At 67.8% G+C, this 19030-nt stretch carries 19 protein-coding genes; 14 read left to right on the top strand and 5 right to left on the bottom strand.

What is annotated here, in order from left to right; all coding sequences use genetic code 11:
• Positions 1 to 48: 48 nt before the first annotated feature.
• Positions 49 to 627, top strand: a complete 579-nt coding sequence (locus JC881_RS18080; protein ID WP_198787089.1) for a biotin transporter BioY — start codon at positions 49 to 51, stop codon at positions 625 to 627.
• A gap of 6 nt (positions 628 to 633) precedes the next feature.
• On the opposite strand, the gene JC881_RS18085 is transcribed toward JC881_RS18080, so the two are convergent.
• Entirely contained in the window at positions 634 to 1104 is a 471-nt protein-coding gene (locus tag JC881_RS18085; protein ID WP_198787090.1) for a DUF6314 family protein, read from the bottom strand.
• Positions 1105 to 1361: 257 nt separating this feature from the next.
• On the opposite strand from JC881_RS18085, the gene JC881_RS18090 reads away from it, so the two are divergent.
• Both JC881_RS18090 and JC881_RS18095 read left to right on the top strand, forming a co-directional pair.
• On the top strand, positions 1362 to 1742 hold the full coding sequence (locus JC881_RS18090; protein ID WP_198787091.1) for a helicase SNF2: 381 nt from the start codon (positions 1362 to 1364) through the stop codon (positions 1740 to 1742).
• A 118-nt stretch (positions 1743 to 1860) separates the two neighbouring features.
• Positions 1861 to 2442 carry an isochorismatase family protein gene (locus JC881_RS18095; protein ID WP_198787092.1) on the top strand — a complete coding sequence of 194 codons (582 nt, stop codon included), beginning with the start codon at positions 1861 to 1863 and terminating at the stop codon, positions 2440 to 2442.
• A gap of 6 nt (positions 2443 to 2448) precedes the next feature.
• Here the strand turns inward: JC881_RS18095 and JC881_RS18100 are convergent, their stop codons facing one another.
• A complete protein-coding gene (locus tag JC881_RS18100; protein WP_233101870.1) occupies positions 2449 to 3456 on the bottom strand; it encodes a hypothetical protein in 1008 nt (335 codons plus the stop codon).
• Positions 3457 to 3763: 307 nt separating this feature from the next.
• On the opposite strand from JC881_RS18100, the gene JC881_RS18105 reads away from it, so the two are divergent.
• From JC881_RS18105 to mnmA, 5 genes are all read left to right on the top strand, one after another.
• Complete coding sequence (locus tag JC881_RS18105) at positions 3764 to 4369, top strand: DUF6891 domain-containing protein (protein ID WP_198787093.1); 606 nt, start codon at positions 3764 to 3766, stop codon at positions 4367 to 4369.
• Positions 4342 to 6189 carry a VanW family protein gene (locus JC881_RS18110; RefSeq protein ID WP_198787094.1) on the top strand — a complete coding sequence of 616 codons (1848 nt, stop codon included), beginning with the start codon at positions 4342 to 4344 and terminating at the stop codon, positions 6187 to 6189. The genes JC881_RS18105 and JC881_RS18110 overlap by 28 nt, the downstream gene beginning before the upstream one ends.
• Positions 6186 to 7859 (top strand): FxLYD domain-containing protein, encoded by a 1674-nt coding sequence (locus JC881_RS18115; protein ID WP_198787095.1) that lies wholly within the window; start codon positions 6186 to 6188, stop codon positions 7857 to 7859. Before JC881_RS18110 ends, JC881_RS18115 begins: the two co-directional genes overlap by 4 nt.
• A gap of 45 nt (positions 7860 to 7904) precedes the next feature.
• Positions 7905 to 8882 (top strand): LLM class flavin-dependent oxidoreductase, encoded by a 978-nt coding sequence (locus JC881_RS18120; protein WP_198787180.1) that lies wholly within the window; start codon positions 7905 to 7907, stop codon positions 8880 to 8882.
• Positions 8883 to 8961: 79 nt separating this feature from the next.
• On the top strand, positions 8962 to 10071 hold the full coding sequence (mnmA, locus tag JC881_RS18125; RefSeq protein ID WP_198787096.1) for a tRNA 2-thiouridine(34) synthase MnmA: 1110 nt from the start codon (positions 8962 to 8964) through the stop codon (positions 10069 to 10071).
• Here mnmA and JC881_RS18130 read toward each other — a convergent pair.
• The 3 genes from JC881_RS18130 to JC881_RS18140 form a co-directional block, all read right to left on the bottom strand.
• Positions 10061 to 10555: an NUDIX hydrolase gene (locus JC881_RS18130; protein WP_198787097.1), complete on the bottom strand. Its 495-nt coding sequence runs from the start codon at positions 10553 to 10555 to the stop codon at positions 10061 to 10063. The genes mnmA and JC881_RS18130 overlap by 11 nt on opposite strands.
• Positions 10556 to 10568: 13 nt before the next feature.
• Entirely contained in the window at positions 10569 to 11009 is a 441-nt protein-coding gene (locus JC881_RS18135; RefSeq protein WP_198787098.1) for a DUF4019 domain-containing protein, read from the bottom strand.
• An 82-nt stretch (positions 11010 to 11091) separates the two neighbouring features.
• On the bottom strand, positions 11092 to 11802 hold the full coding sequence (locus JC881_RS18140) for a response regulator transcription factor (RefSeq protein WP_198787099.1): 711 nt from the start codon (positions 11800 to 11802) through the stop codon (positions 11092 to 11094).
• Positions 11803 to 12234: 432 nt separating this feature from the next.
• Here JC881_RS18140 and JC881_RS18145 point away from each other — a divergent pair, with 432 nt between their 5' ends.
• The 6 genes from JC881_RS18145 to JC881_RS18170 all read left to right on the top strand — a co-directional run bounded on the left by JC881_RS18145 (position 12235) and on the right by JC881_RS18170 (position 19010).
• Complete coding sequence (locus JC881_RS18145) at positions 12235 to 13377, top strand: Re/Si-specific NAD(P)(+) transhydrogenase subunit alpha (RefSeq protein WP_198787100.1); 1143 nt, start codon at positions 12235 to 12237, stop codon at positions 13375 to 13377.
• A 42-nt stretch (positions 13378 to 13419) separates the two neighbouring features.
• Positions 13420 to 13752, top strand: a complete 333-nt coding sequence (locus JC881_RS18150) for an NAD(P) transhydrogenase subunit alpha (protein WP_198787101.1) — start codon at positions 13420 to 13422, stop codon at positions 13750 to 13752.
• Positions 13749 to 15248 carry an NAD(P)(+) transhydrogenase (Re/Si-specific) subunit beta gene (locus JC881_RS18155; protein ID WP_198787102.1) on the top strand — a complete coding sequence of 500 codons (1500 nt, stop codon included), beginning with the start codon at positions 13749 to 13751 and terminating at the stop codon, positions 15246 to 15248. The genes JC881_RS18150 and JC881_RS18155 overlap by 4 nt, the downstream gene beginning before the upstream one ends.
• A 112-nt stretch (positions 15249 to 15360) precedes the next feature.
• Positions 15361 to 17040 (top strand): long-chain-fatty-acid--CoA ligase, encoded by a 1680-nt coding sequence (locus JC881_RS18160; protein ID WP_198787103.1) that lies wholly within the window; start codon positions 15361 to 15363, stop codon positions 17038 to 17040.
• Between the two features lie 51 nt (positions 17041 to 17091).
• Positions 17092 to 18096: an ABC transporter permease subunit gene (locus JC881_RS18165; protein ID WP_013538889.1), complete on the top strand. Its 1005-nt coding sequence runs from the start codon at positions 17092 to 17094 to the stop codon at positions 18094 to 18096.
• The gene (locus tag JC881_RS18170) at positions 18096 to 19010 is read left to right on the top strand and encodes an ABC transporter permease subunit (RefSeq protein ID WP_198787104.1); all 915 of its coding nucleotides are present in this window, start codon (positions 18096 to 18098) and stop codon (positions 19008 to 19010) included. The genes JC881_RS18165 and JC881_RS18170 overlap by 1 nt, the downstream gene beginning before the upstream one ends.
• Positions 19011 to 19030: the final 20 nt, after the last annotated feature.

Here is a 19030-nt window from a genome sequence, read left to right on the forward strand (position 1 = left end):
AGGCAGCGCGGCGCAGAATCCGACCACACCCCTCTCCCGAATCCCGACATGACCACCACCGGCTCCCTCACCTCGTCCCGCTCGCTCTCGTACATCGCGCTGTTCGCGGCGTTGATGGCGGTGTTCGGGCTCATCCCGAAGGTCGACCTGCCGTTCGGCGTGCCGATCACGCTGCAGTCGCTGGGCGTGATGCTGGCCGGCTGCCTGCTCGGGCCGCGGCGCGGCTTTTTCGCGATCGCGCTGTTCCTGCTCGCGGTGGCGCTCGGTCTGCCGCTGCTGCCGGGCGGTCGCGGCGGGTTGGCGGTGTTCGTCGCGCCGGCCGGAGGCTTTCTGTTCGGCTGGATGTTCGGCGCTTTCGTGTGCGGGCTCCTGATGCGCCGCATGGCCGGCGCCACGGGCAAGGGGCTGCTGGCCGCGGCGTTCTTCGCGTCGGTGGTCGGCGGGATCGTGGTGGTCTATGCGTTCGGCATCGTGGGGCTCTCGCTGATCGCCCACATGTCGCTCTCGCAGGCGGCGCTCGCGATGCTGGTGTTCATTCCGGGCGACCTCATCAAGTGCGGCATCTGCGCGATGCTCGTGCAGACGGTGATGCGCGGCATGCCGAGCTGGCGGCTCGATCGCGACTGATCGCGTTCAGAGGCCGCGCCGCTTGAACACGGTGCGCGAAAGGTAGTCCTTGCGCGGGCCCTTCACGAGGTGCTCGACGACGAAGGTGCCGTCGGCAAGGAACCGGTAGATGCTGTCGTACTGGTCGGCCACGCAAAGGTGGCCGGCCGCGCCGACCAGCGCGTCGCCTTCGCGCACGATGGCGATGTCGTGGAAGAGCCGCAGCGGCGTCTCGGCGAAGAACACCGAGAAGCCGTCCGGGCTGCGCTCGTAGACGTATTCGCGGTGCCCGTCGAACGACTGGCCGTCTGGCAGGCGGATGCGCCCGTCTTCGCGGTACTTCAGCTGGCAGGTTTCGAGACGCGTGAACCCGGCCATGCCAGTCATCGTCGCCTTGCTCTCGATGGTGCGGTCCAGGTCCCAGGCGCCTTCGAGCCGGGCGAAGACCGTGTCCGGCGTGCCCCAGAAAGCGAGGGGCGGCAGGGGCGTCGTTTCCATGCGCGAACTGTAGGTCAAACGGAAGTTCGCTGACCTTTGGGCATTGATTGTTTCCGTTCTGTGAACGCCGCGGTTCGTTTTGCTACGGGTTTTTACCTAGATGGCGTCGCACAATACATCTCACGGACCAGCCAAACAGTTGATCCGGGTGAACAGGGCCCCGAGCGAGGTGGCCGCCCCCCGCAGGGACGGTGACCCACCCAAGACCGGTTCGAATCATCCAAGCAAGAAATTGAACTGAATTGAAGGAAATCCAAATGACCGCCTCGAAGATCCTCTCCGCCGTTGCTGTTGCCCTGATGGCTGTTGCCGGTGCCGCCCACGCTGAAAGCTATGACGGCGTGCACCAACTGACCTCGGCCGCCGCCCGCGCCGACGTCGCCAGCCAGGCCGTGGTCGCCGCGCACAGCGCCAACCCGTACGCCACCGGCGCCAATGCAGGCCCCGCACCGGTCTTCGTGTCGTCGACCAGCCGCGGTGCCGTCCGCGCCGAAGCCGTCGCCGCTGCACACAGCGCCGATCCGTACGCCGAAGGCGCATCGGCTGGCGTGGCCCCGCTGGTCGCCAGCACCGTGGACCGCAACGCCGTCCGCGCCGCAGCCCGCGCTGCCGCTCGTGGCGACGCACTGCCGCTGTAATCCGCCGAGAGCGTCAGCTCTCCAAAAAGCCGACCCCTGCGAAAGCATGGGTCGGCTTTTTCTTTGCCCCGCGATGTCCTCATGACACCGTCAGACTGCCTTCGTACCATCGCCCGATATGCAAGCCCTCGCCTTCGACCCCCGCCAGACCGCCCTCATCTCCATCGACCTGCAGCGCAGCAACGTCGGCCGCCCGCTGGCGCCGCACGCTGCGGCGGACGTGGTCCAGCGCAGCACGCGCATCGCCGATGCGCTGCGCGCGGCGGGCGGCACCGTGGTGTGGGTGCGCGTCGATCTCGCCGGACTGCTGAGCCTGCCGTCGGACACGCCGCTGCGCCCGCCCGGCTCGCCCGTGCCGCCGCCCGAACTCTCCGAACTGGTGCCCGAAGTGCGCGTGCACGACGGCGACGTGCGGATCACCAAGCGCCAATGGGGCGCCTTCTACGGCACGGACCTGGACCTGCAACTGCGCCGCCGTGGCATCAGGACGCTGGTGATGAGCGGCATCGCGACCAATTTCGGCGTCGAATCGACGGCGCGCGCGGCGTTCGACCGCGGCTATGAACTGGTGTTCGTGGAAGACGCGATGACTTCGCTGGCCGCCGAGCCGCACGCCTTCACGGTCAAGGAACTGTTCCCGCGCATGGGGCGCGTGCGTTCCACGGACGAATTCGTCGCAGCGATCGCTGGCAAGAACTGAAACTGCTCAGCGCGCGGCCAGCAGCCGCAGGCCGGCGACGATGAAAGGCGCGCTGTCCGGCGCGGCCGTCTCGTGCAGTTCGACGGTCCACTGCGAGCGCGCGTCGTCGGATGTGGGGCGCGCGCAAAGCTCGCACGCATAGAGCACCCGGCCGGCGCGCGTCGTGTCGTCGCGCACGGCCACCGCCTCGTCGCAGCATTCGTCCACCACGCGCCAGCGGCCATCGGTTTCGTCGCACACCGACCGCCGCATCAGCCGCACAACGATGCGCTCCGGCGCCGCCGTGCGCTCGCCGCCCTGCGCCTCGGGCACGGTCGCCAACAGGCGCACGTCGAGCGGCTCGCCGACGCGAAAGCCTTCGCCGCGCTCCAGCGAGATGCCGCTCAACGCCACGCGCACGCGGCGCCGCTCGCGCCAGCCCGAGGCGACGAAGACGACCGTCAGCACCGAGAACATCGCGAACACCGGCAGGCCGACCGCCATCCAGAGCCACTGCCACCCGCCGGCCAGCGCCCAGGTCATCGCGTTGAAGCCGAAGACCGCGAAGAAGACGAGCACCGCGAGCGCGATGAGCCACGCCGCCCAGTCGCCGATGGATTTGCGCACGCGCTCCGTGGCCTGCGGCGCTTCGGAGGTCCATTCGGCGGGCAGCGTTTCATCGACGGGCGGCAGGCCGGCCGTTCGCGGGTCGGGCCACGGCGACCAGAAATCGCCCGCCGCGTTTTCCAGCGCGATCCATTGGAGATCGGTCCACGCCGGCAGGTAGGCCGTGGCGGTTTCCTCGCCTTCCACCCGCAGCGCGGTGCCTGTCGCGCCGTCGGGCGTCGCGGCCTCGAAGCCGCGCGGGTACACGCCGGGCGCGCGGTGCATTCGCCGCTCGCGCACATCGACGATCAGCGTGTCACCGCCGGCTTCCAACGCCTGGTAGCGGCCGTCGGGCGAGATGCAGCCGTACCCCGGCGCGTGTCCGGACAGATGGGCGATCAGTGCAACGGACGGATGAAGGCGGGGCATCGGGGCACGGGGGAGGAGCCACCGAGCATAGCCATGCGGCCCGAGGCGCCGGCGGCACCACGCCGGTGCGGCACTCGGCCTAAAGTTCGCCTGGACAGGCTGCGCGACAGGCCGCGGCTGCGCCAAAAGGCGCATTGCCTTGCCGCAGCGCATCAATCATGATGGCGGCGCGGAAGGGACGACCGCCCGACTTCATGCTTTCGCATTACTGCGCCACGGTGGTGCGGGCACGCGAAAATACGACGACGTTTCCGCCAGGAAAAATGAAAGCATGATCCGTCGCCCCCGATGCGACAACCCAACACGCATGGCTCTAACTCTCGACCCTGAAGATACGCGCGGACGCATTCACGATCTCGTGTGGTGCGGCTTCTATCCCGATGCCGATGTCGAGTGGATGGTCACCGACGAGTATCTCGACCCCGACGAACTCACGAGCGAAGACCGGGCCTGGGTCAAGGCCGAGGCGGCCGGCATCTGCGCCGCCAAGCGCGCGGCCGAGGCCGAGTGGCCGGCCGAGACGGAGTACGACCGGCTCGAAGCAGTATTCGCGCAACTGCGCAACGAAAAGATCATTGCGCTGCACCGCGCGGGCAACACGCTCTCCGACGGCCACGACGACGTGCGCGAACACTGGCGTGCGGCGGGGCGCCTGGCCTCGGGCATCCGGGGGTGCTGCTTCTATCACTCGCAGGACCTGGACACGGCCGTGCGCACCGGCCGGCTGCACCTGGCATTCAGCGGCGGCATGATCCCCGAAATCGAGCAGCGCGAGGCCAACACCGTGGTGGTGGGCCACCGCATCGTCGAGCTGCTGCGCGCCGCCGGCTTCGAGGCGCACTGGAGCGGCAACATCAACGAGCGCATCGAAGCCGAACTCGGCCAATGGCGCAAGCGAGGCCCCTCGGTGTGAGCGCGCCGGCCTGGCTGCCGCCGCGCCGCATCGATGCCATCGATTTCTGGCTGCGCTCCCGGCTGCTGGCCAGCGCCCATTCGCTGCGCGAGGCGCTGCGGCCTTCGGCGCGGCGCTGGCAGGGCGGCACGCACGCATTGGCCGATGCGCCTGTACTTGCGCAGTACCGCACCCCGCTCTGGACCGACGGACGCGCGGACGAATTCCCCCTCGTGGCCGGCAAGGTGCAGAACCTGCGCGTGGCGCGCCGGGCCTTCGATGCGATCGAGGTGCCCGCCGGCGAGGTGCTGAGCTTCTGGCGCCAGCTGGGCCGGCCGGGCGCGTTGCGCGGTTTCGTGCAGGGGCGCGAACTGCGCGGCGGTTGCGTCGTGCCGACGCTGGCCGGGGGCCTGTGCCAACTCTCGAACGCGCTCGCCACCGTGGCCGCACGCGCCGGGCTGGAGCTGGTGGAGCGCCATGGCCACACGGCGCGCATCGAACAGGCCGCCGACGCTGCGGGCGATGCGGTGGATGCCACGGTGTTCTGGAACTACGTCGATCTGAAAGTGCGCGCCAGGCATGCCTGGCGGCTTGAAGTCGAGCTGACTTCCGACGAACTGGTGCTGCGCATCCGCGCTCGCTCGCCGCTTGCGATGCCCGTGACGCCGATGGCACTGCGGCGGGCGAGCGAGGAGGGCGGCAGCAACGCATTGCCGATGGCACGCGGCTGCCTCAGTTGCGACCAGACCGCCTGCTTCCGGCATCGCGCACTCCCCGCCGTGGCGCAGCAGGGGCGCACGGCCATCCTGCTCGATGCGTGGACGCCCGAGTTCGCGCGCTATCTCGCCGAACACCTTGCCGGCGCCGACCGCATGCAGCCCGCGCCGGTGCGGCTCACGTTCTGGCGCGCCGGCCCGGCCGCGGGCTGGCATCGAGAAGCCGCCGCGGATGCGCGATCGCCGTGGTGGGCCAGCCTGCGTCGCGCCATGTGGCAGCGTCTCTGGGCGCGGCATGCGGGCAAGCGGCAGGGCAGCCTGATCGACGGCCAGCGCTGGCTGGCGCTCGCCTTCGCCGCGCGACTGAAACCCGAGCACACGCAACTCGTGATCGACCAGGGGCTGCTGCCGCATCTGCAGCAGATCGGCGCGCTCGATGGCCGCCGCATCACGGTGCTGGCCAGCACGCTGCCGATGGCGGAGATCGAGCGCCGGCTCGATGCAGCCGCGCAGCGCTGGCCGGACGACGCGACGCTGCGTGACTTTCGCGCCGACCCGGCGCTCGTGCTCGCCGAGACCGCGGCGTTGGCGCGCGTTGCGATGGTGGTCACGCCGCATGCGGCGGTCGCCGCGCACCTGGCCGCGATGGCGCCGCAGGCGGAAACATTGCGGCTCGACTGGGTGCTGCCCGCTGTTCGCGCTGCCGATGCCGCACGCGATGCGCCGCCGCTGATCGTCTTCGCCGCGAGCGCGCTCGCGCGAAAGGGCGCGCGCGAGCTGGCAGCGGCGCTGCAGGGCTGGCCCTGCCGCCTGCGCGTGCTCGGTTCGCCCTCGGACGACGCGCAGCTCTGGCGCGGCATCGACAGCGTCGCGCACATGCACTGGCGGGGCGATGGGTTGAACGGCGCCCGCGTGGTCGTGCTGCCCGCGCACATCGAGCACGCGCCGCGCGCGCTCCTGCGTGCCCTGGCGGCCGGCGTGCCGGTGGTGGCATCGAGCGCCTGCGGCCTCGCGGGACTGCCCGGCGTGCGCGAAGTCGCGGCGGGCGATGTGGAGGGTCTGCGCGCGGCATTGAGGAATGCCTGCAACGCGGACGACAACAAGAACGACGAAAGCATTTCATGACCATCGATCTCCAGACGCTCAAGTGCGGCGAATGCGGCAGCAGCGCGCTCAAGCGCACGGGCCTGAACGAATACACCTGCGACCACTGCGGCTCCGTCACGCTGGTGGAGGACAACGTCTCCGACCGGCTCGAACGCGTGCTCAACCAGGTCAAGAACGAAGCTGGCCGGCGGCTCGCGGCCGAGCAGGCGCTTCGGCAGAACTGGGTGCTGCGCAACATCGGCATCGCGGTCATCGGCGTGCTCGGGCTGGTGCTGGTGTGGCGCATCGTCGCGGCGCTTGTCGAGCCGCGCCGGCCGGACGACAGGCGGCCCGTGGTCGCGGCGGTGGTCGACCGCAGCATTCCCACCGACGGCCTGAAGCTGGGCGAGCCGCGGCAGGTGCTGGTGGGCAGCGGCAGTTCGGCGCAGCCCAAGCTGCTGGTGGTGGCGCGCAACGAGACCGGCAAGCCGCTGTCGCGCGCGGGCATCCGCGCGACCTACTACGACGGCGACAGCAAGGTGGACGAGCGCACCGAGACGCTGCCGATCTACGTGCTGGAGCCCGGCGAGAGCGCGCCCGCGCTGATCGACATGCCGAATGGAAAGAATGTCACGCGCCAGGAGCTGCAGGTGCAGAAACTCTCCGCGCCCTACAACGCGGTGCAGGGGCCGCGCCTCGCGTTCACGCGCGTGCGGCTGGTGCAGCAGGGCGAGCGCGTGCGGCTGGTGGGCCGCATCGACAACACGCGCAAGGACGCGGCCACGCTCGGCGGCATCGACGTGCTGGCCACGCTGTACGACGACGCGGGGCAGGTGATCGGCTTCGGCCACGGCTATGCGCAGGCGAGCGAACTCAAGCCCGGCGCGCAGACCTCGGTGGACGTGAGCGTCGCGCGCTTCGGCCGCGCGACGGCGATCGCGGCCTGGGACTACCGCATCGGCTACAACACCGTCGACGCCGCGGGCGCGCGCACGCCGGTGCTCAACGCCGAGCGGGTGGTCCGCACGGCGGCGGGGCCGGAGAGCTTCAACCCCGATCTGCGGCTGGGCACCGAGGACCTCCTGGCCGAGGACAGCGAGCGCTTCGATCCGAAGGACCTTGAACTGCTGCCGCTGGTCGATGGGCGCAACAACATCCAGCAGCGGCTCTTTCTCGGCGAGCTGGTGAACCGCAGCACCGACGCGATCGTGCTCGCGCCGGGCGGCGTGATCTCGCGCTTCAGCGGAAGCAAGGCGCACGGCACGACGAACATCTCGGGTCTGGCGTACCTGTACCCGGGCGAGCGTTTTCCGATCTTCCTGGAGCCGCAGGACATGGAGCGCTTCACCTCGACCCGCATCGAATGGAAGCCGATGCGCCGCGCCGCGCTGCCGGGGCCGCGCAAGCCGCTGGAGGTGAAGGTCGCCGGCACCAAGGCCGAGCTGGGCAGCGTGCTGCTGAACTTCAGCCAGCGCTTCACCTACAAGAGCGTGGAGGTCACGGGCAGCGTGAAGAACCCGGGCAACGCGATCATCGGCAAGGTGCGGCTGTGGGTGAGCCTGCGCGACCGCAACGGGCAGCTCACCGGCTTCAAGCTGGTGGACAACCTGCCGGCCATCGCGCCGGGCGAGAGCGTGCCGTTCCAGGTGAACGTGGAGCAGAACGGCCGCGACTTCGCGAGCGTGACGACGCTATACCAAACCGAATAGCCCCTGCCGTGGCGGCGGCGTACGGATCGCGCCATGATGGCGCCCATGATTCCGTTCTCGATCCTCGACCTCTCCCCCATCACCGAGGGCAGCGACGCCGCGCAGTCGTTCCGCAACTCGCTCTCGCTGGCGCAGCATGGCGAAAAGCTCGGCTACACGCGCTATTGGCTCGCCGAGCACCACGGTATGCCGGGCATCGCGAGCGCGGCGACCGCGGTGCTCTTGTCGTACATCGGGGCGGGCACCACGTCCATTCGTATCGGCGCCGGCGGCGTGATGCTGCCGAACCACTCGCCGCTGGTGATCGCCGAGCAGTTCGGCACGCTGGCGTCGCTCTACCCGGGGCGCGTCGACCTGGGGCTCGGACGCGCGCCGGGCTCCGACCAGCGCACCGCGCGCGCCCTGCGCCGCAACCTCGAATCGGACGCCGACCAGTTCCCGCAGGACGTGGTCGAGCTGATGGATCTCATGTCCAAGACGCCGCAGCAGCCCGTGCGGGCCGTGCCTGGCGAGGGGCTGGAAGTGCCGGTGTGGATCCTCGGTTCCAGCACCTTCGGCGCGCAGCTGGCGGCGCACCTGGGCCTGCCCTATGCCTTTGCCTCGCATTTCGCGCCGCAGCAGATCATGCAGGCCATCCAGATCTATCGCGAGACCTTCAAGCCCTCGGCGCAACTGAAGAAGCCGTACGTGATGCTGGGCTTCAACGTGTTCGCGGCCGACACCGACGAGGAGGCCGAGTTCCGCGCCACCTCGTGGCAGCAGGCCTTCGTGAACCTGCGCAGCGGCCGGCCCGGCCGCCTGCCGCCGCCGGTGGAGAACTACCGCCAGAAGGTGGGCCCGGCGGAGAACGCGCTGCTCGACTCGGTGCTCTCGTGCTCGGCGGTCGGCTCGGTCGAGACGGTGCGCCAGGGCGTGGAGGCCTTCGTCGCGCGCACCGGCGCCGACGAGCTGATGATCACCTCGCAGGTGTTCGACCACGCGGCGCGGCTGCGCTCCTACGAGCTGCTGGCCGGCATCCGCTAAGGCGCGCCTCGGGGCATCCGGGGGCGCATTTCCCCCACGCCGCAAGCCGCTACCCCGGGGCTGGGACAATGGCGGGCTTATGGCAAAGCAACGGATCGTGGTCGGACTGAGCGGCGGAGTGGACTCCGCCGTCACCGCGCACCTGCTCAAGCAGCAGGGGCACGAGGTGGTCGGCATCTTCATGAAGAACTGGGAAGACGACGACGACAGCGAATACTGCTCGTCGAACATCGACTTCATCGACGCCGCCAGCGTGGCCGACGTGCTGGGCATCGAGATCGAGCACGTCAACTTCGCCGCCGACTACAAGGACCGCGTATTCGCCGAGTTTTTGCGCGAATACAAGGCCGGCCGCACGCCCAACCCCGACGTGCTGTGCAACGCCGAGATCAAGTTCAAGGCATTCCTCGACCATGCGATGCGTCTGGGCGCCGAGAAGATCGCCACAGGCCACTACGCGCGCGTGCGGTTGAACGAAGCCGCCGGCCGGCACGAGCTGCTCAAGGGGCTCGACCCCGGCAAGGACCAGAGCTATTTCCTGCACCGCCTGAACCAGGCGCAGCTCTCGAAGACGCTGTTTCCGGTCGGCGAGCTGCACAAGACCGAGGTGCGCCGCATCGCGGAAGAAATCGGCCTGCCCAACGCGAAGAAGAAGGACTCGACCGGCATCTGCTTCATCGGCGAGCGGCCGTTCCGCGATTTTTTGAACCGCTACATCTCCAAGGAGCCGGGCCCGATCAAGGACGACCGCGGTCGCAAGCTCGGCGAGCACCAGGGGCTGAGCTTCTACACGCTGGGGCAGCGGCAGGGGCTGGGCATCGGCGGCGTCAAGGAGAAGGGCGCGCAGCGCGGATCGGGCGACCATTCGCCGTGGTTCGTGGCCCGCAAGGACGTGGAGAAGAACACGCTCTGGGTGGTGCAGGGGCACGACCATCCGTGGCTCCTTTCGTCGGCGCTGAATGCGGACGATGCGAGCTGGGTGTCGGGCGAGGCGCCCGCCGCGGGCAGCTACGGCTCGAAGGCGCGCTACCGGCAGGCGGATGCGGGGTGCGAACTCTCCGATGGCGCAGATGGCGCGAATGGCGCTTTCAGCCTGCGCTTCGGCGCGCCGCAATGGGCGGTCACGCCGGGGCAGTCGGCCGTGCTCTACGACGGCGAGCGCTGCCTCGGGGGCGGCGTCATCGTCTGACCGGCGGGGTCCGCACCGATTCGTCGATGTGGATCAGCGCGAGCGGGTGGCGCTGGCCGGCCAGGTAGTCTTCGACGCACTGCAGCAGCAGCGGGCTGCGATGCCGCGCGACGCTGGCGCGGATTTCGTCGGGCGTCATCCACAGCGTGCGCACGATGCCTTCGTCGAGCGCGCGGCCTTCTTCCTTCGCGCCGAGCACGCCGGTGAAAGCGAAGCGCATGTAGGTCACGTCTTCTCCCTGCTCGGCCTTCGGGCGCGAGCGCGCCATGTAGACGCCGACGAGCGCGGTCGGGGTGAAGTGGTGGGCGGTTTCCTCGAGCGTTTCGCGGATGCAGCCTTCGGCCGGCGATTCGCCGGGGTCGAGGTGGCCTGCGGGCGTGTTGAGCATGAGGCCGTCGCCGGCATGCTCCTCGACCAGCAGGAACCGGCCGTCCTGCTCGATCACCGCGGCGACGGTGACATTGGGCTTCCAGCGCGTGGCCATGGCTGACTCCCGGCTATCGCAGCACGTAGCCCGCGAAGCGCCAGGTGCGGTCGCGGTCGAGGTGGAAGCTCACGAGCTCGCGCAAGGTGCCCTCGGGCTTGTTGGCGAAGCGGGTCTCGTATTCGACGCTGACGTACTGGCCGGCGGTGTCCGCATCGGCGTCGGCCACGACCTGGCGGTTGACCGCCACCCAGGTGCGCTGCTGGGGCGCCCCGAGCGACGCGCGGTTGCTGGCGACCTTGCCCGTGAAGTCGGCGCGGGTCACGCGCTTGCGGGTGGCCGGCGTGGCGCCGTCCCAGAGTTCGCCGGCCTTGCCCTGGTCGATCATCTGGATCGCCTGCATGCCGCCGCGCACCATGTCGCTGGCCTCGACGATGTCCTGTGCGGCCGCCAGGCCGGTGAAGCTGCTCCAGAGCAGCGTGGCGGCGAGCAGCAGCCGGGTCGTGCGGTTCATCGTCTCATTCCTTTTTTGGGTGCCGGGACGCCGTTGGAGACTGTAGCTCGGCGGAGATTCCCGGCCTGTCGGGTGGGCGCAACTAGCGCGCGGATGCGGGCAAGGTGCTCGCCTCGATCGTTTCGAGCCGGTAGCCCAGTCCGTAGATGGCCAGCAGCAGGAAACCGTTCTTGGGTCGCAGGTCGAGCTTGGTCCGAAGGCGTGACACATGGGTGTCGAGCGAGCGCGAGAGCGCCTCCACGCCCAGCCCCCACACCGCTTCGTGCAGGTGCTCGCGCGAGAGCAGGCGCCCGAGGTTCTGGAACAGGAAGAGCGCCAGCTCGTACTCGCGGTTCTTCAGCTCCACCGGCTTGCCCTTGACCTTCAGGATGCGCGCGGGCGGGTAGAAATGGTAGGGCCCGAAGATGAGCTCCGCCTCGTGCTTGGACGGATACGAGCGGCGCAGCAGCGCGTTGACGCGGGCCTCGAGTTCGCCGGCCCGGATGGGCTTGGCCATGAAGTCATCGGCGCCGCTGTTGAGGCCCGCGACCATGTCGGCCTCGTCGCGCCGGTCGGTCACGAAGAGGATGGGCAGGCGGCTCTTGAGCGCGTGCCGGATGGTCTTCACCACGTCCAGGCCCTTCATGTCGGGCAGGCCCCAATCGAGTATCAGCAGGTCGAAAGTCTGCCGGCGCAAGGACTGCAGCAGCGTTTTTCCTTCGGTGTAGACGTGCGGCTCGTGCCCGAGCCGCTTCATGGTCTGTTTGATCAACTTGAGCTGTTCCGGCCCGTTGTCCAGTACGGCAATACGCATTCCATCCCCTTTTTCCTCCCTTCGCCAACCTCAGTGAGCGGGCGATTGATCAGAAGTGTATCTATCTGCGTCTGACGTAAAAAATGGAGATTCCAACTAATGCACGCATATTGCGTTTTTCAGGGGAATACCGGGGAGAGATAACTACAGTTGAATACAAATGCTGTTATTCCGGCCACCATCGTTTACGTCCCGGCCCCTGATCCACGGGTTCTTGATCGGGATCAAGACGCCGATGCGGTCTTCGGGCGAGACTGCCCCCATCCGACCGGCAAATACCCGAAGTCGCTATAAATTAGATAGCTATATCAATAGCATGCATGGGGCTTGGCAGGCAAATTCGCTGCGACATTCCTGCGACACGGGCCGCTGTAATCTTGCTGTAAGCTCTGCCCGCATTCCGTGCTGCCCCTTCCCCCTGAGGAGATCTCTATGCTGATAGGCGTGCCTGCCGAAACCGCGGCTGGCGAAACCCGAGTGGCCGTGACACCCGAAACGGTGAAGAAACTGGTCGCTTCCGGGCACATCGTTCGTGTTCAGTCGGGGGCCGGCGTCGCAGCCAGCGTCACCGATGCGGCTTACCAGACCGCAGGTGCGGAAATCACCGACCAGGCCGGCGCGCTGTCCGCCGACATGGTGCTCAAGGTGCGCACGCCCAGCGATGCCGAGGCTTCGCTGATGAAGCCGGGCGCCGTCGTCATCGGCATGCTCAACCCGTTCGATGCCGCGGGCCTGCAGCGCCTGGCGTCGGCCGGCGTGACCGGCTTCGCGCTCGAGGCGGCGCCGCGCACCACCCGCGCCCAGAGCATGGACGTGCTCTCCTCGCAAGCCAACATCGCCGGCTACAAGGCCGTGATGATCGCGGCCGACCGCTACCAGCGCTTCTTCCCGATGCTCATGACGGCCGCCGGCACCGTGAAGGCCGCGCGCGTCGTCATCTTGGGCGTCGGCGTGGCCGGCCTGCAGGCCATCGCCACGGCCAAGCGCCTGGGCGCCGTGATCGAAGCCTCCGACGTTCGCCCGAGCGTGAAGGAACAGATCGAATCGCTCGGCGGCAAGTTCATCGAGGTGTCGTACGACACCGATGAAGAAAAGGAAGCCGCCGTCGGCGTGGGCGGCTACGCCAAGCCGATGCCCCCGAGCTGGCTCGCGCGCCAGCAGATCGAGGTGGCCAAGCGCGTGGCGCTGGCCGACATCGTCATCAGCACCGCGCTCATTCCCGGCCGCGCCGCGCCCACGCTCATCACCGAGGACATGGTCAAGTCCATGAAGCCCGGCTCGGTGATCGTGGACATCGCCGCTGGCAAGGGTGCCGTCAATCCCGATGGTGGCATCGGCGGCAACTGCCCGCTGTCGGAAGCCGACAAGACGGTGGTCAAGCACGGCGTGACCATCGTGGGCGAAACCAACCTCGCGGCGCTCGTGGCGGCCGACGCATCGGCGCTCTATGCGCGCAACGTGCTCGACTTCCTGAAGCTCATCGTCACGAAGGAAGGTGCGCTCAAGATCGACCTGGAAGACGACATCGTCGCCGCCTGCCGCATGACGCATGACGGCCAGGTCACGAAGAAATAAAGCGAACAGCGAACAGCGAACCCGCCGAGGAGAACAAGCGCCATGGATCCCGTTTCCCACACAGTCATCAACCTGATCATCTTTGTGCTGGCCATCTACGTGGGCTACCACGTGGTCTGGACCGTCACGCCCGCGCTGCACACGCCGCTGATGGCCGTGACCAACGCGATCTCGGCGATCGTGATCGTGGGCGCCATGCTGGCGGCCGCGCTCACCACCACGCCGCTGGGCAAGACCATGGGCGTGCTCGCGGTGGCCCTGGCCGCGGTGAATGTCTTCGGCGGCTTCCTGGTCACGCGGCGGATGCTGGAGATGTTCAAGAAGAAAGAAAAGAAAGCAGCCGCACCCAAGGCTGAAGAGGGAGCTTCCAAGTGAGCATGAACCTCGTCACGCTGCTGTACCTGGTTGCCAGCGTCTGCTTCATCCAGGCCCTGAAGGGCCTCTCGCATCCCACCACCTCGATCCGCGGCAACGTCTTCGGCATGACCGGCATGGCCATCGCCGTGCTCACGACCATCGCGCTGATCCACGGACAGGCGCGCTCGCTCAACGTCGACTTCGGCACCGGCATCGTCTACGTGCTCGCGGCCGTGGTGGTCGGCGGGGGCCTGGGTGCCTTCATGGCCAACAAGGTCGAGATGACCAAGATGCCCGAGCTGGTCGCCTTCATGCACAGCATGATCGGCCTGGCCGCGGTCTTCATCGGCGTGGCCGCGGTGGCCGAGCCTTGGGCCTTCGGCATCACGGCCGCGCCCGTGGCCGCACTCATCGGCGCCAACACGCCCGATGGCGCCGTCATCCTGGACGGCTTCGTGCGCTACGCCATTCCCGCAGGCAACCGGCTCGAACTGTTCCTGGGCGCGGCCATCGGTGCCATCACCTTCAGCGGCTCGGTCATCGCCTTCGGCAAGCTCTCGGGCAAGTACAAGTTCCGCCTGTTCCAGGGCGCGCCGGTGCAGTTCTCGGGCCAGCACATGCTGAACCTCGTGCTGGGTCTCCTGACCGTCGCGCTGGGCCTGGTGTTCGTCTTCACCGAGAGCTGGCCGGCCTTCTTCGCGATGCTGGCGCTGGCCTTCGTGATGGGCGTGCTCATCATCATCCCGATCGGCGGGGCCGACATGCCGGTGGTGGTGTCGATGCTCAACAGCTACTCGGGCTGGGCGGCCGCGGGCATCGGCTTCAGCCTGAACAACGCGATGCTGATCGTGGCCGGTTCGCTGGTGGGCTCCTCGGGCGCGATCCTCTCGTACATCATGTGCAAGGCGATGAATCGCTCGTTCTTCAACGTGATCCTGGGCGGCTTCGGCGGCGAGGCGGCCACCACCGGCGGCGCAGCCAAGGAACAGCGCCCGGTGAAGACCGGCAGCGCCGACGACGCGGCCTTCGTGCTCGGCAATGCCGAGACCGTGGTGATCGTGCCAGGCTACGGCCTGGCGGTCGCGCGCGCGCAGCACGCCGTCAAGGAACTCGCGGCCAAGCTCACCGAGAAGGGCATCACCGTCAAGTACGCGATCCACCCGGTGGCCGGCCGCATGCCTGGCCACATGAACGTGCTGCTGGCCGAGGCCGAGGTGCCCTACGACCAGGTGTTCGAGATGGAAGACATCAACGGCGAGTTCGGCCAGGCCGACGTGGCGATCATCCTGGGCGCCAACGACGTGGTGAACCCGGCCGCGCACACCAAGGGCAGCCCGATCTACGGCATGCCCATTCTTGAGGCCTACAAGGCCAAGACGGTGATCGTGAACAAGCGCTCCATGGCGGCGGGCTACGCGGGCCTGGACAACGAACTCTTCTACATGGACAAGACCATGATGGTTTTTGGGGATGCGAAGAAAGTAGTGGAAGATATGGGCAAGGCCATCGAATAGGCCGGCGATCCCGGGCCGCGCTGCAAGGCGCGGCCAGATCATCGCGGCGCCATTCGAGCGCCGTTTTCGTTTCAGTTACCCGCAAGTTCCAAGACCTGGAGGAGACACATCCATGACCGACCGCCCCTGGCTCAGCAGCTACCCGCAAGGCGTGCCCGCCGACATCGACGCTTCGCACTATTCCTCGCTGGTCGGGCTCATGGAAGAGAGCTTCACCAAGTACGCCGACCGCACGGCCTACAGCTTCATGGGCAAGGACGTGAGCTACGCGGAGACCGACAAGCAGAGCAAGGCGTTCGCTGCGTACCTGCAGGGCCTGGGCCTCGTGAAGGGCGACCGCGTGGCCGCGATGATGCCCAACTGCCCGCAGTACCCCATCGCGGTGGCGGCCATCCTTCGCGCGGGCCTCATCCTGGTGAATGTGAACCCGCTCTACACGCCGCGCGAACTGGAGCACCAGTTGAAGGACTCGGGCGCCAAGGCCATCGTGATCATGGAGAACTTCGGCACCACGCTGCAGCAATGCATCGCGGCCACGCCGATCAAGCACATCGTGCTCACCTCGATGGGCGACCGCCTCGGATTCCTGAAGGGCGCGCTGGTCAACTACGTGGTGCGCAACGTCAAGAAGATGGTGCCGCACTACAGCCTGCCCGGCGCCGTGCGCTTCAACGAGGCGCTGGAGAAGGGCGCGGCCCGCAAGCTGCAGGCGCCGGCCATCGGCCCCGACGACGTGGCCGTGCTGCAGTACACGGGCGGCACCACGGGCGTCTCGAAAGGCGCGGTGCTGCTGCATCGCAACGTGATCGCCAACGTGCTGCAGTCCGAGGCCTGGAACGAGCCGGTGATGGCGCAGGTGCCGGCCAACGAACAGCCCACCGGCGTGTGCGCGCTGCCGCTCTATCACATCTTCGCGTTCACGGTCGGCATGATGCTGGGCATGCGCACGGGCGGCAAGCTGATCCTGATCCCGAATCCGCGCGACCTCGCGGGCGTGCTAAAGGAGTTGTCCAAGCACACGATCCACAGCTTCCCCGCGGTCAACACGCTCTTCAACGGCCTGGCGAACCACCCCGATTTCAACACCGTCAACTGGAAGAACCTGAAGGTCTCGGTGGGCGGCGGCATGGCGGTGCAGGCTGCGGTCGCGAAGCTCTGGCTCGAGAAAACCGGCTGCCCGATCTGCGAAGGCTACGGCCTCTCGGAGACCTCGCCCTCGGCCACCTGCAACCCCACGAACAGCAAGGCCTATACGGGCACCATCGGCGTGCCGCTTCCGAGCACCTGGCTCAAGCTGCTCGATGACGACGGCCACGAAGTGCCGGCGGGCCAGCCTGGCGAAATCGCCATCAAGGGCCCGCAGGTGATGGCTGGCTACTGGCAGCGTCCCGACGAGACCGCCAAGGTCATGACGCCCGACGGCTACTTCAAGAGCGGCGACATCGGCGTGGTCGACGAGCGCGGCTTCTTCAAGGTGGTCGATCGCAAGAAGGACATGATCCTGGTGTCGGGCTTCAACGTGTATCCGAACGAGATCGAAGACGTCGTCGCACAGATTCCGGGCGTGCTCGAATGCGCGGCGGTGGGCGTGGTGGACGACAAGACCGGCGAGGCCGTCAAGCTCGTGATCGTGAAGAAAGACGAGTCGCTCACCGAGGCGCAGGTGCGCGAATACTGCAGAGCAAACCTTACGGGTTACAAGCAGCCGCGAATCGTAGAGTTTCGTACGGACCTGCCGAAAACACCGGTCGGAAAAATCCTCCGACGCGAATTGCGCGACGCCAAGAAGTAAGGGTTCGGCCCGGGTAGGGCCGCGGCATCGATCTTGCATATTCGCGGGTCGATGTTTAAGTTCATTTGCGTTCGTTTAAGTTTGCTCGTGCCGACCTTCATCGGCATGACGCTGCTGGCCTTCTTCCTCATCCGGCTGGTGCCGGGCGACCCCATTGAAACCATGGCCGGCGAGCGCGGGATCGATCCTGCGCGCCATGCCGAACTGCGCACCGCCTACGGCTTCGACAAGCCGATCCTCGTGCAGTACGGCATCTACATCGGCCGCGTGCTGCATGGCGATCTCGGCAAGTCGATCATCACGCAGGACAAGGTGATGAGCGAGTTCCTCGCGCTCTTCCCGGCCACGGTCGAGCTCGGCGTGTGCGCGATTCTTTTCGCGCTCTTGCTCGGCCTGCCCGCCGGCATCCTCGCGGCCGTGCGGCGCAACTCCATCTTCGACCACGGCGTGATGGCCACCTCGCTCACCGGCTACTCGATGCCGATCTTCTGGTGGGGCTTGCTGCTGATCCTGTTCTTCTCGGTGCAGCTCGGATGGACGCCCGTTTCCGGGCGCATCGCGGTGCAGTACTTCATCGAGCCCGAGACCGGCTTCCTCTTGATCGACTCGCTGCGCGCCGGCGACACCGATGCCTTCTGGTCGGCGCTGCACCACCTGATTCTTCCGGCCATCGTGCTGGGCACCGTGCCGCTCGCGGTGATCGCGCGCATGACGCGCTCGGCCATGCTCGAGGTGCTCGGCGAGGACTACATCCGCACAGCGCGAGCCAAGGGGCTGTCGCGCTTTCGCGTAGTGGGCCTGCACGCATTGCGCAATGCGCTGATCCCGGTCGTCACGGTCATCGGGCTGCAGGTGGGCGTGCTCTTCACCGGCGCGATCCTCACCGAGACGATCTTCTCCTGGCCCGGTGTCGGCAAGTGGCTCATCGAGGCCATCGGCCGGCGCGACTACCCGGTGCTGCAGGGCGGCATGCTGCTGCTGGGCGGCATCGTGATGCTGGTGAATCTCCTGGTCGACGTTGCCTACGGCGTCATCAATCCCCGTATCCGACGCTGATGATGAACACGACCTCAACTCCCATCATTCCGACGACCGGCGCGGGCGCCGCGCCGCCCGGCCCCTGGCGCGAGTTCTGGACCGCGTTCTCGGCGAATCGCGGCGCGGTCATCGGGCTCGTGACCATCGTCGTGCTGCTGCTCGTCGCGCTCCTCGCGCCGTGGATCGCACCGCACGCGCCCAACGAAACCAACAGCGCCGTTTTCCTGCAGCCGCCCGCATGGCAGCAGGGCGGAACGTGGCGCTACCTGCTGGGCACCGACGCCATCGGGCGCGACATCCTGTCGCGCCTCATGTACGGCGCGCGGCTTTCGCTGTCGATCGGCGTGGCCGTGGTGGCGCTGTCGGTCGTGGCGGGCGTGGTGCTCGGCCTCATCGCGGGATTTTTCCGCGGCGTGCTCGAGATCGCGATCATGCGGCTCATGGACATCGTGCTCACGCTGCCGAGCCTCTTGCTCGCCATCGTGATCGTCGCGATCCTCGGCCCGGGGCTCGTCAACGCAATGCTCGCGGTGGCCATCGTGGTGCTGCCGCATTACGTGCGTATCACGCGCGCGGCCGTCATCGCCGAGGTCTCGCGCGACTACGTGACCGCGGCCCGCGTGAGCGGCGCCGGCACGTTGCGCCTGATGTTCCGCGAGGTGCTGCCCAACTGCGCAGCGCCGCTGATCGTGCAGGCCTCGCTCGGCATTTCCACCGCCATCCTCGATGCGGCCGCGCTCGGGTTCCTGGGCCTCGGCGCGCAGCCACCGTCGCCCGAGTGGGGAACGATGCTGGCCGATGCGCGCGAGTTCGTGCTGCGCGCGTGGTGGGTCGTGACCTTCCCGGGTCTGGCGATCCTCGCGGCGGTGCTGGCTTTCAATTTGCTGGGCGACGGCTTGCGCGATGCGCTCGACCCGAAGCTCAAGCGCTGATTCAACGCAAAGGAGAGAAA

The organism is Variovorax sp. IB41 (assembly GCF_016405905.1).
Lineage (GTDB): Bacteria > Pseudomonadota > Gammaproteobacteria > Burkholderiales > Burkholderiaceae_C > Variovorax.

Coding starts and splice junctions, on each gene's coding strand:
- JC881_RS18170 (WP_198787104.1), top strand. CDS start 18,096: ATGATGAACACGACCTCAACTCCCATCATTCCGACGACCGGCGCGGGC.
- JC881_RS18140 (WP_198787099.1), bottom strand. CDS start 11,802: ATGCGTATTGCCGTACTGGACAACGGGCCGGAACAGCTCAAGTTGATC.
- JC881_RS18135 (WP_198787098.1), bottom strand. CDS start 11,009: ATGAACCGCACGACCCGGCTGCTGCTCGCCGCCACGCTGCTCTGGAGC.
- JC881_RS18120 (WP_198787180.1), top strand. CDS start 7,905: ATGATTCCGTTCTCGATCCTCGACCTCTCCCCCATCACCGAGGGCAGC.
- JC881_RS18080 (WP_198787089.1), top strand. CDS start 49: ATGACCACCACCGGCTCCCTCACCTCGTCCCGCTCGCTCTCGTACATC.
- mnmA (WP_198787096.1), top strand. CDS start 8,962: ATGGCAAAGCAACGGATCGTGGTCGGACTGAGCGGCGGAGTGGACTCC.
- JC881_RS18105 (WP_198787093.1), top strand. CDS start 3,764: ATGGCTCTAACTCTCGACCCTGAAGATACGCGCGGACGCATTCACGAT.
- JC881_RS18150 (WP_198787101.1), top strand. CDS start 13,420: ATGGATCCCGTTTCCCACACAGTCATCAACCTGATCATCTTTGTGCTG.
- JC881_RS18145 (WP_198787100.1), top strand. CDS start 12,235: ATGCTGATAGGCGTGCCTGCCGAAACCGCGGCTGGCGAAACCCGAGTG.
- JC881_RS18165 (WP_013538889.1), top strand. CDS start 17,092: ATGTTTAAGTTCATTTGCGTTCGTTTAAGTTTGCTCGTGCCGACCTTC.
- JC881_RS18160 (WP_198787103.1), top strand. CDS start 15,361: ATGACCGACCGCCCCTGGCTCAGCAGCTACCCGCAAGGCGTGCCCGCC.
- JC881_RS18085 (WP_198787090.1), bottom strand. CDS start 1,104: ATGGAAACGACGCCCCTGCCGCCCCTCGCTTTCTGGGGCACGCCGGAC.
- JC881_RS18090 (WP_198787091.1), top strand. CDS start 1,362: ATGACCGCCTCGAAGATCCTCTCCGCCGTTGCTGTTGCCCTGATGGCT.
- JC881_RS18110 (WP_198787094.1), top strand. CDS start 4,342: ATGGCGCAAGCGAGGCCCCTCGGTGTGAGCGCGCCGGCCTGGCTGCCG.
- JC881_RS18100 (WP_233101870.1), bottom strand. CDS start 3,456: ATGCCCCGCCTTCATCCGTCCGTTGCACTGATCGCCCATCTGTCCGGA.
- JC881_RS18130 (WP_198787097.1), bottom strand. CDS start 10,555: ATGGCCACGCGCTGGAAGCCCAATGTCACCGTCGCCGCGGTGATCGAG.
- JC881_RS18115 (WP_198787095.1), top strand. CDS start 6,186: ATGACCATCGATCTCCAGACGCTCAAGTGCGGCGAATGCGGCAGCAGC.
- JC881_RS18095 (WP_198787092.1), top strand. CDS start 1,861: ATGCAAGCCCTCGCCTTCGACCCCCGCCAGACCGCCCTCATCTCCATC.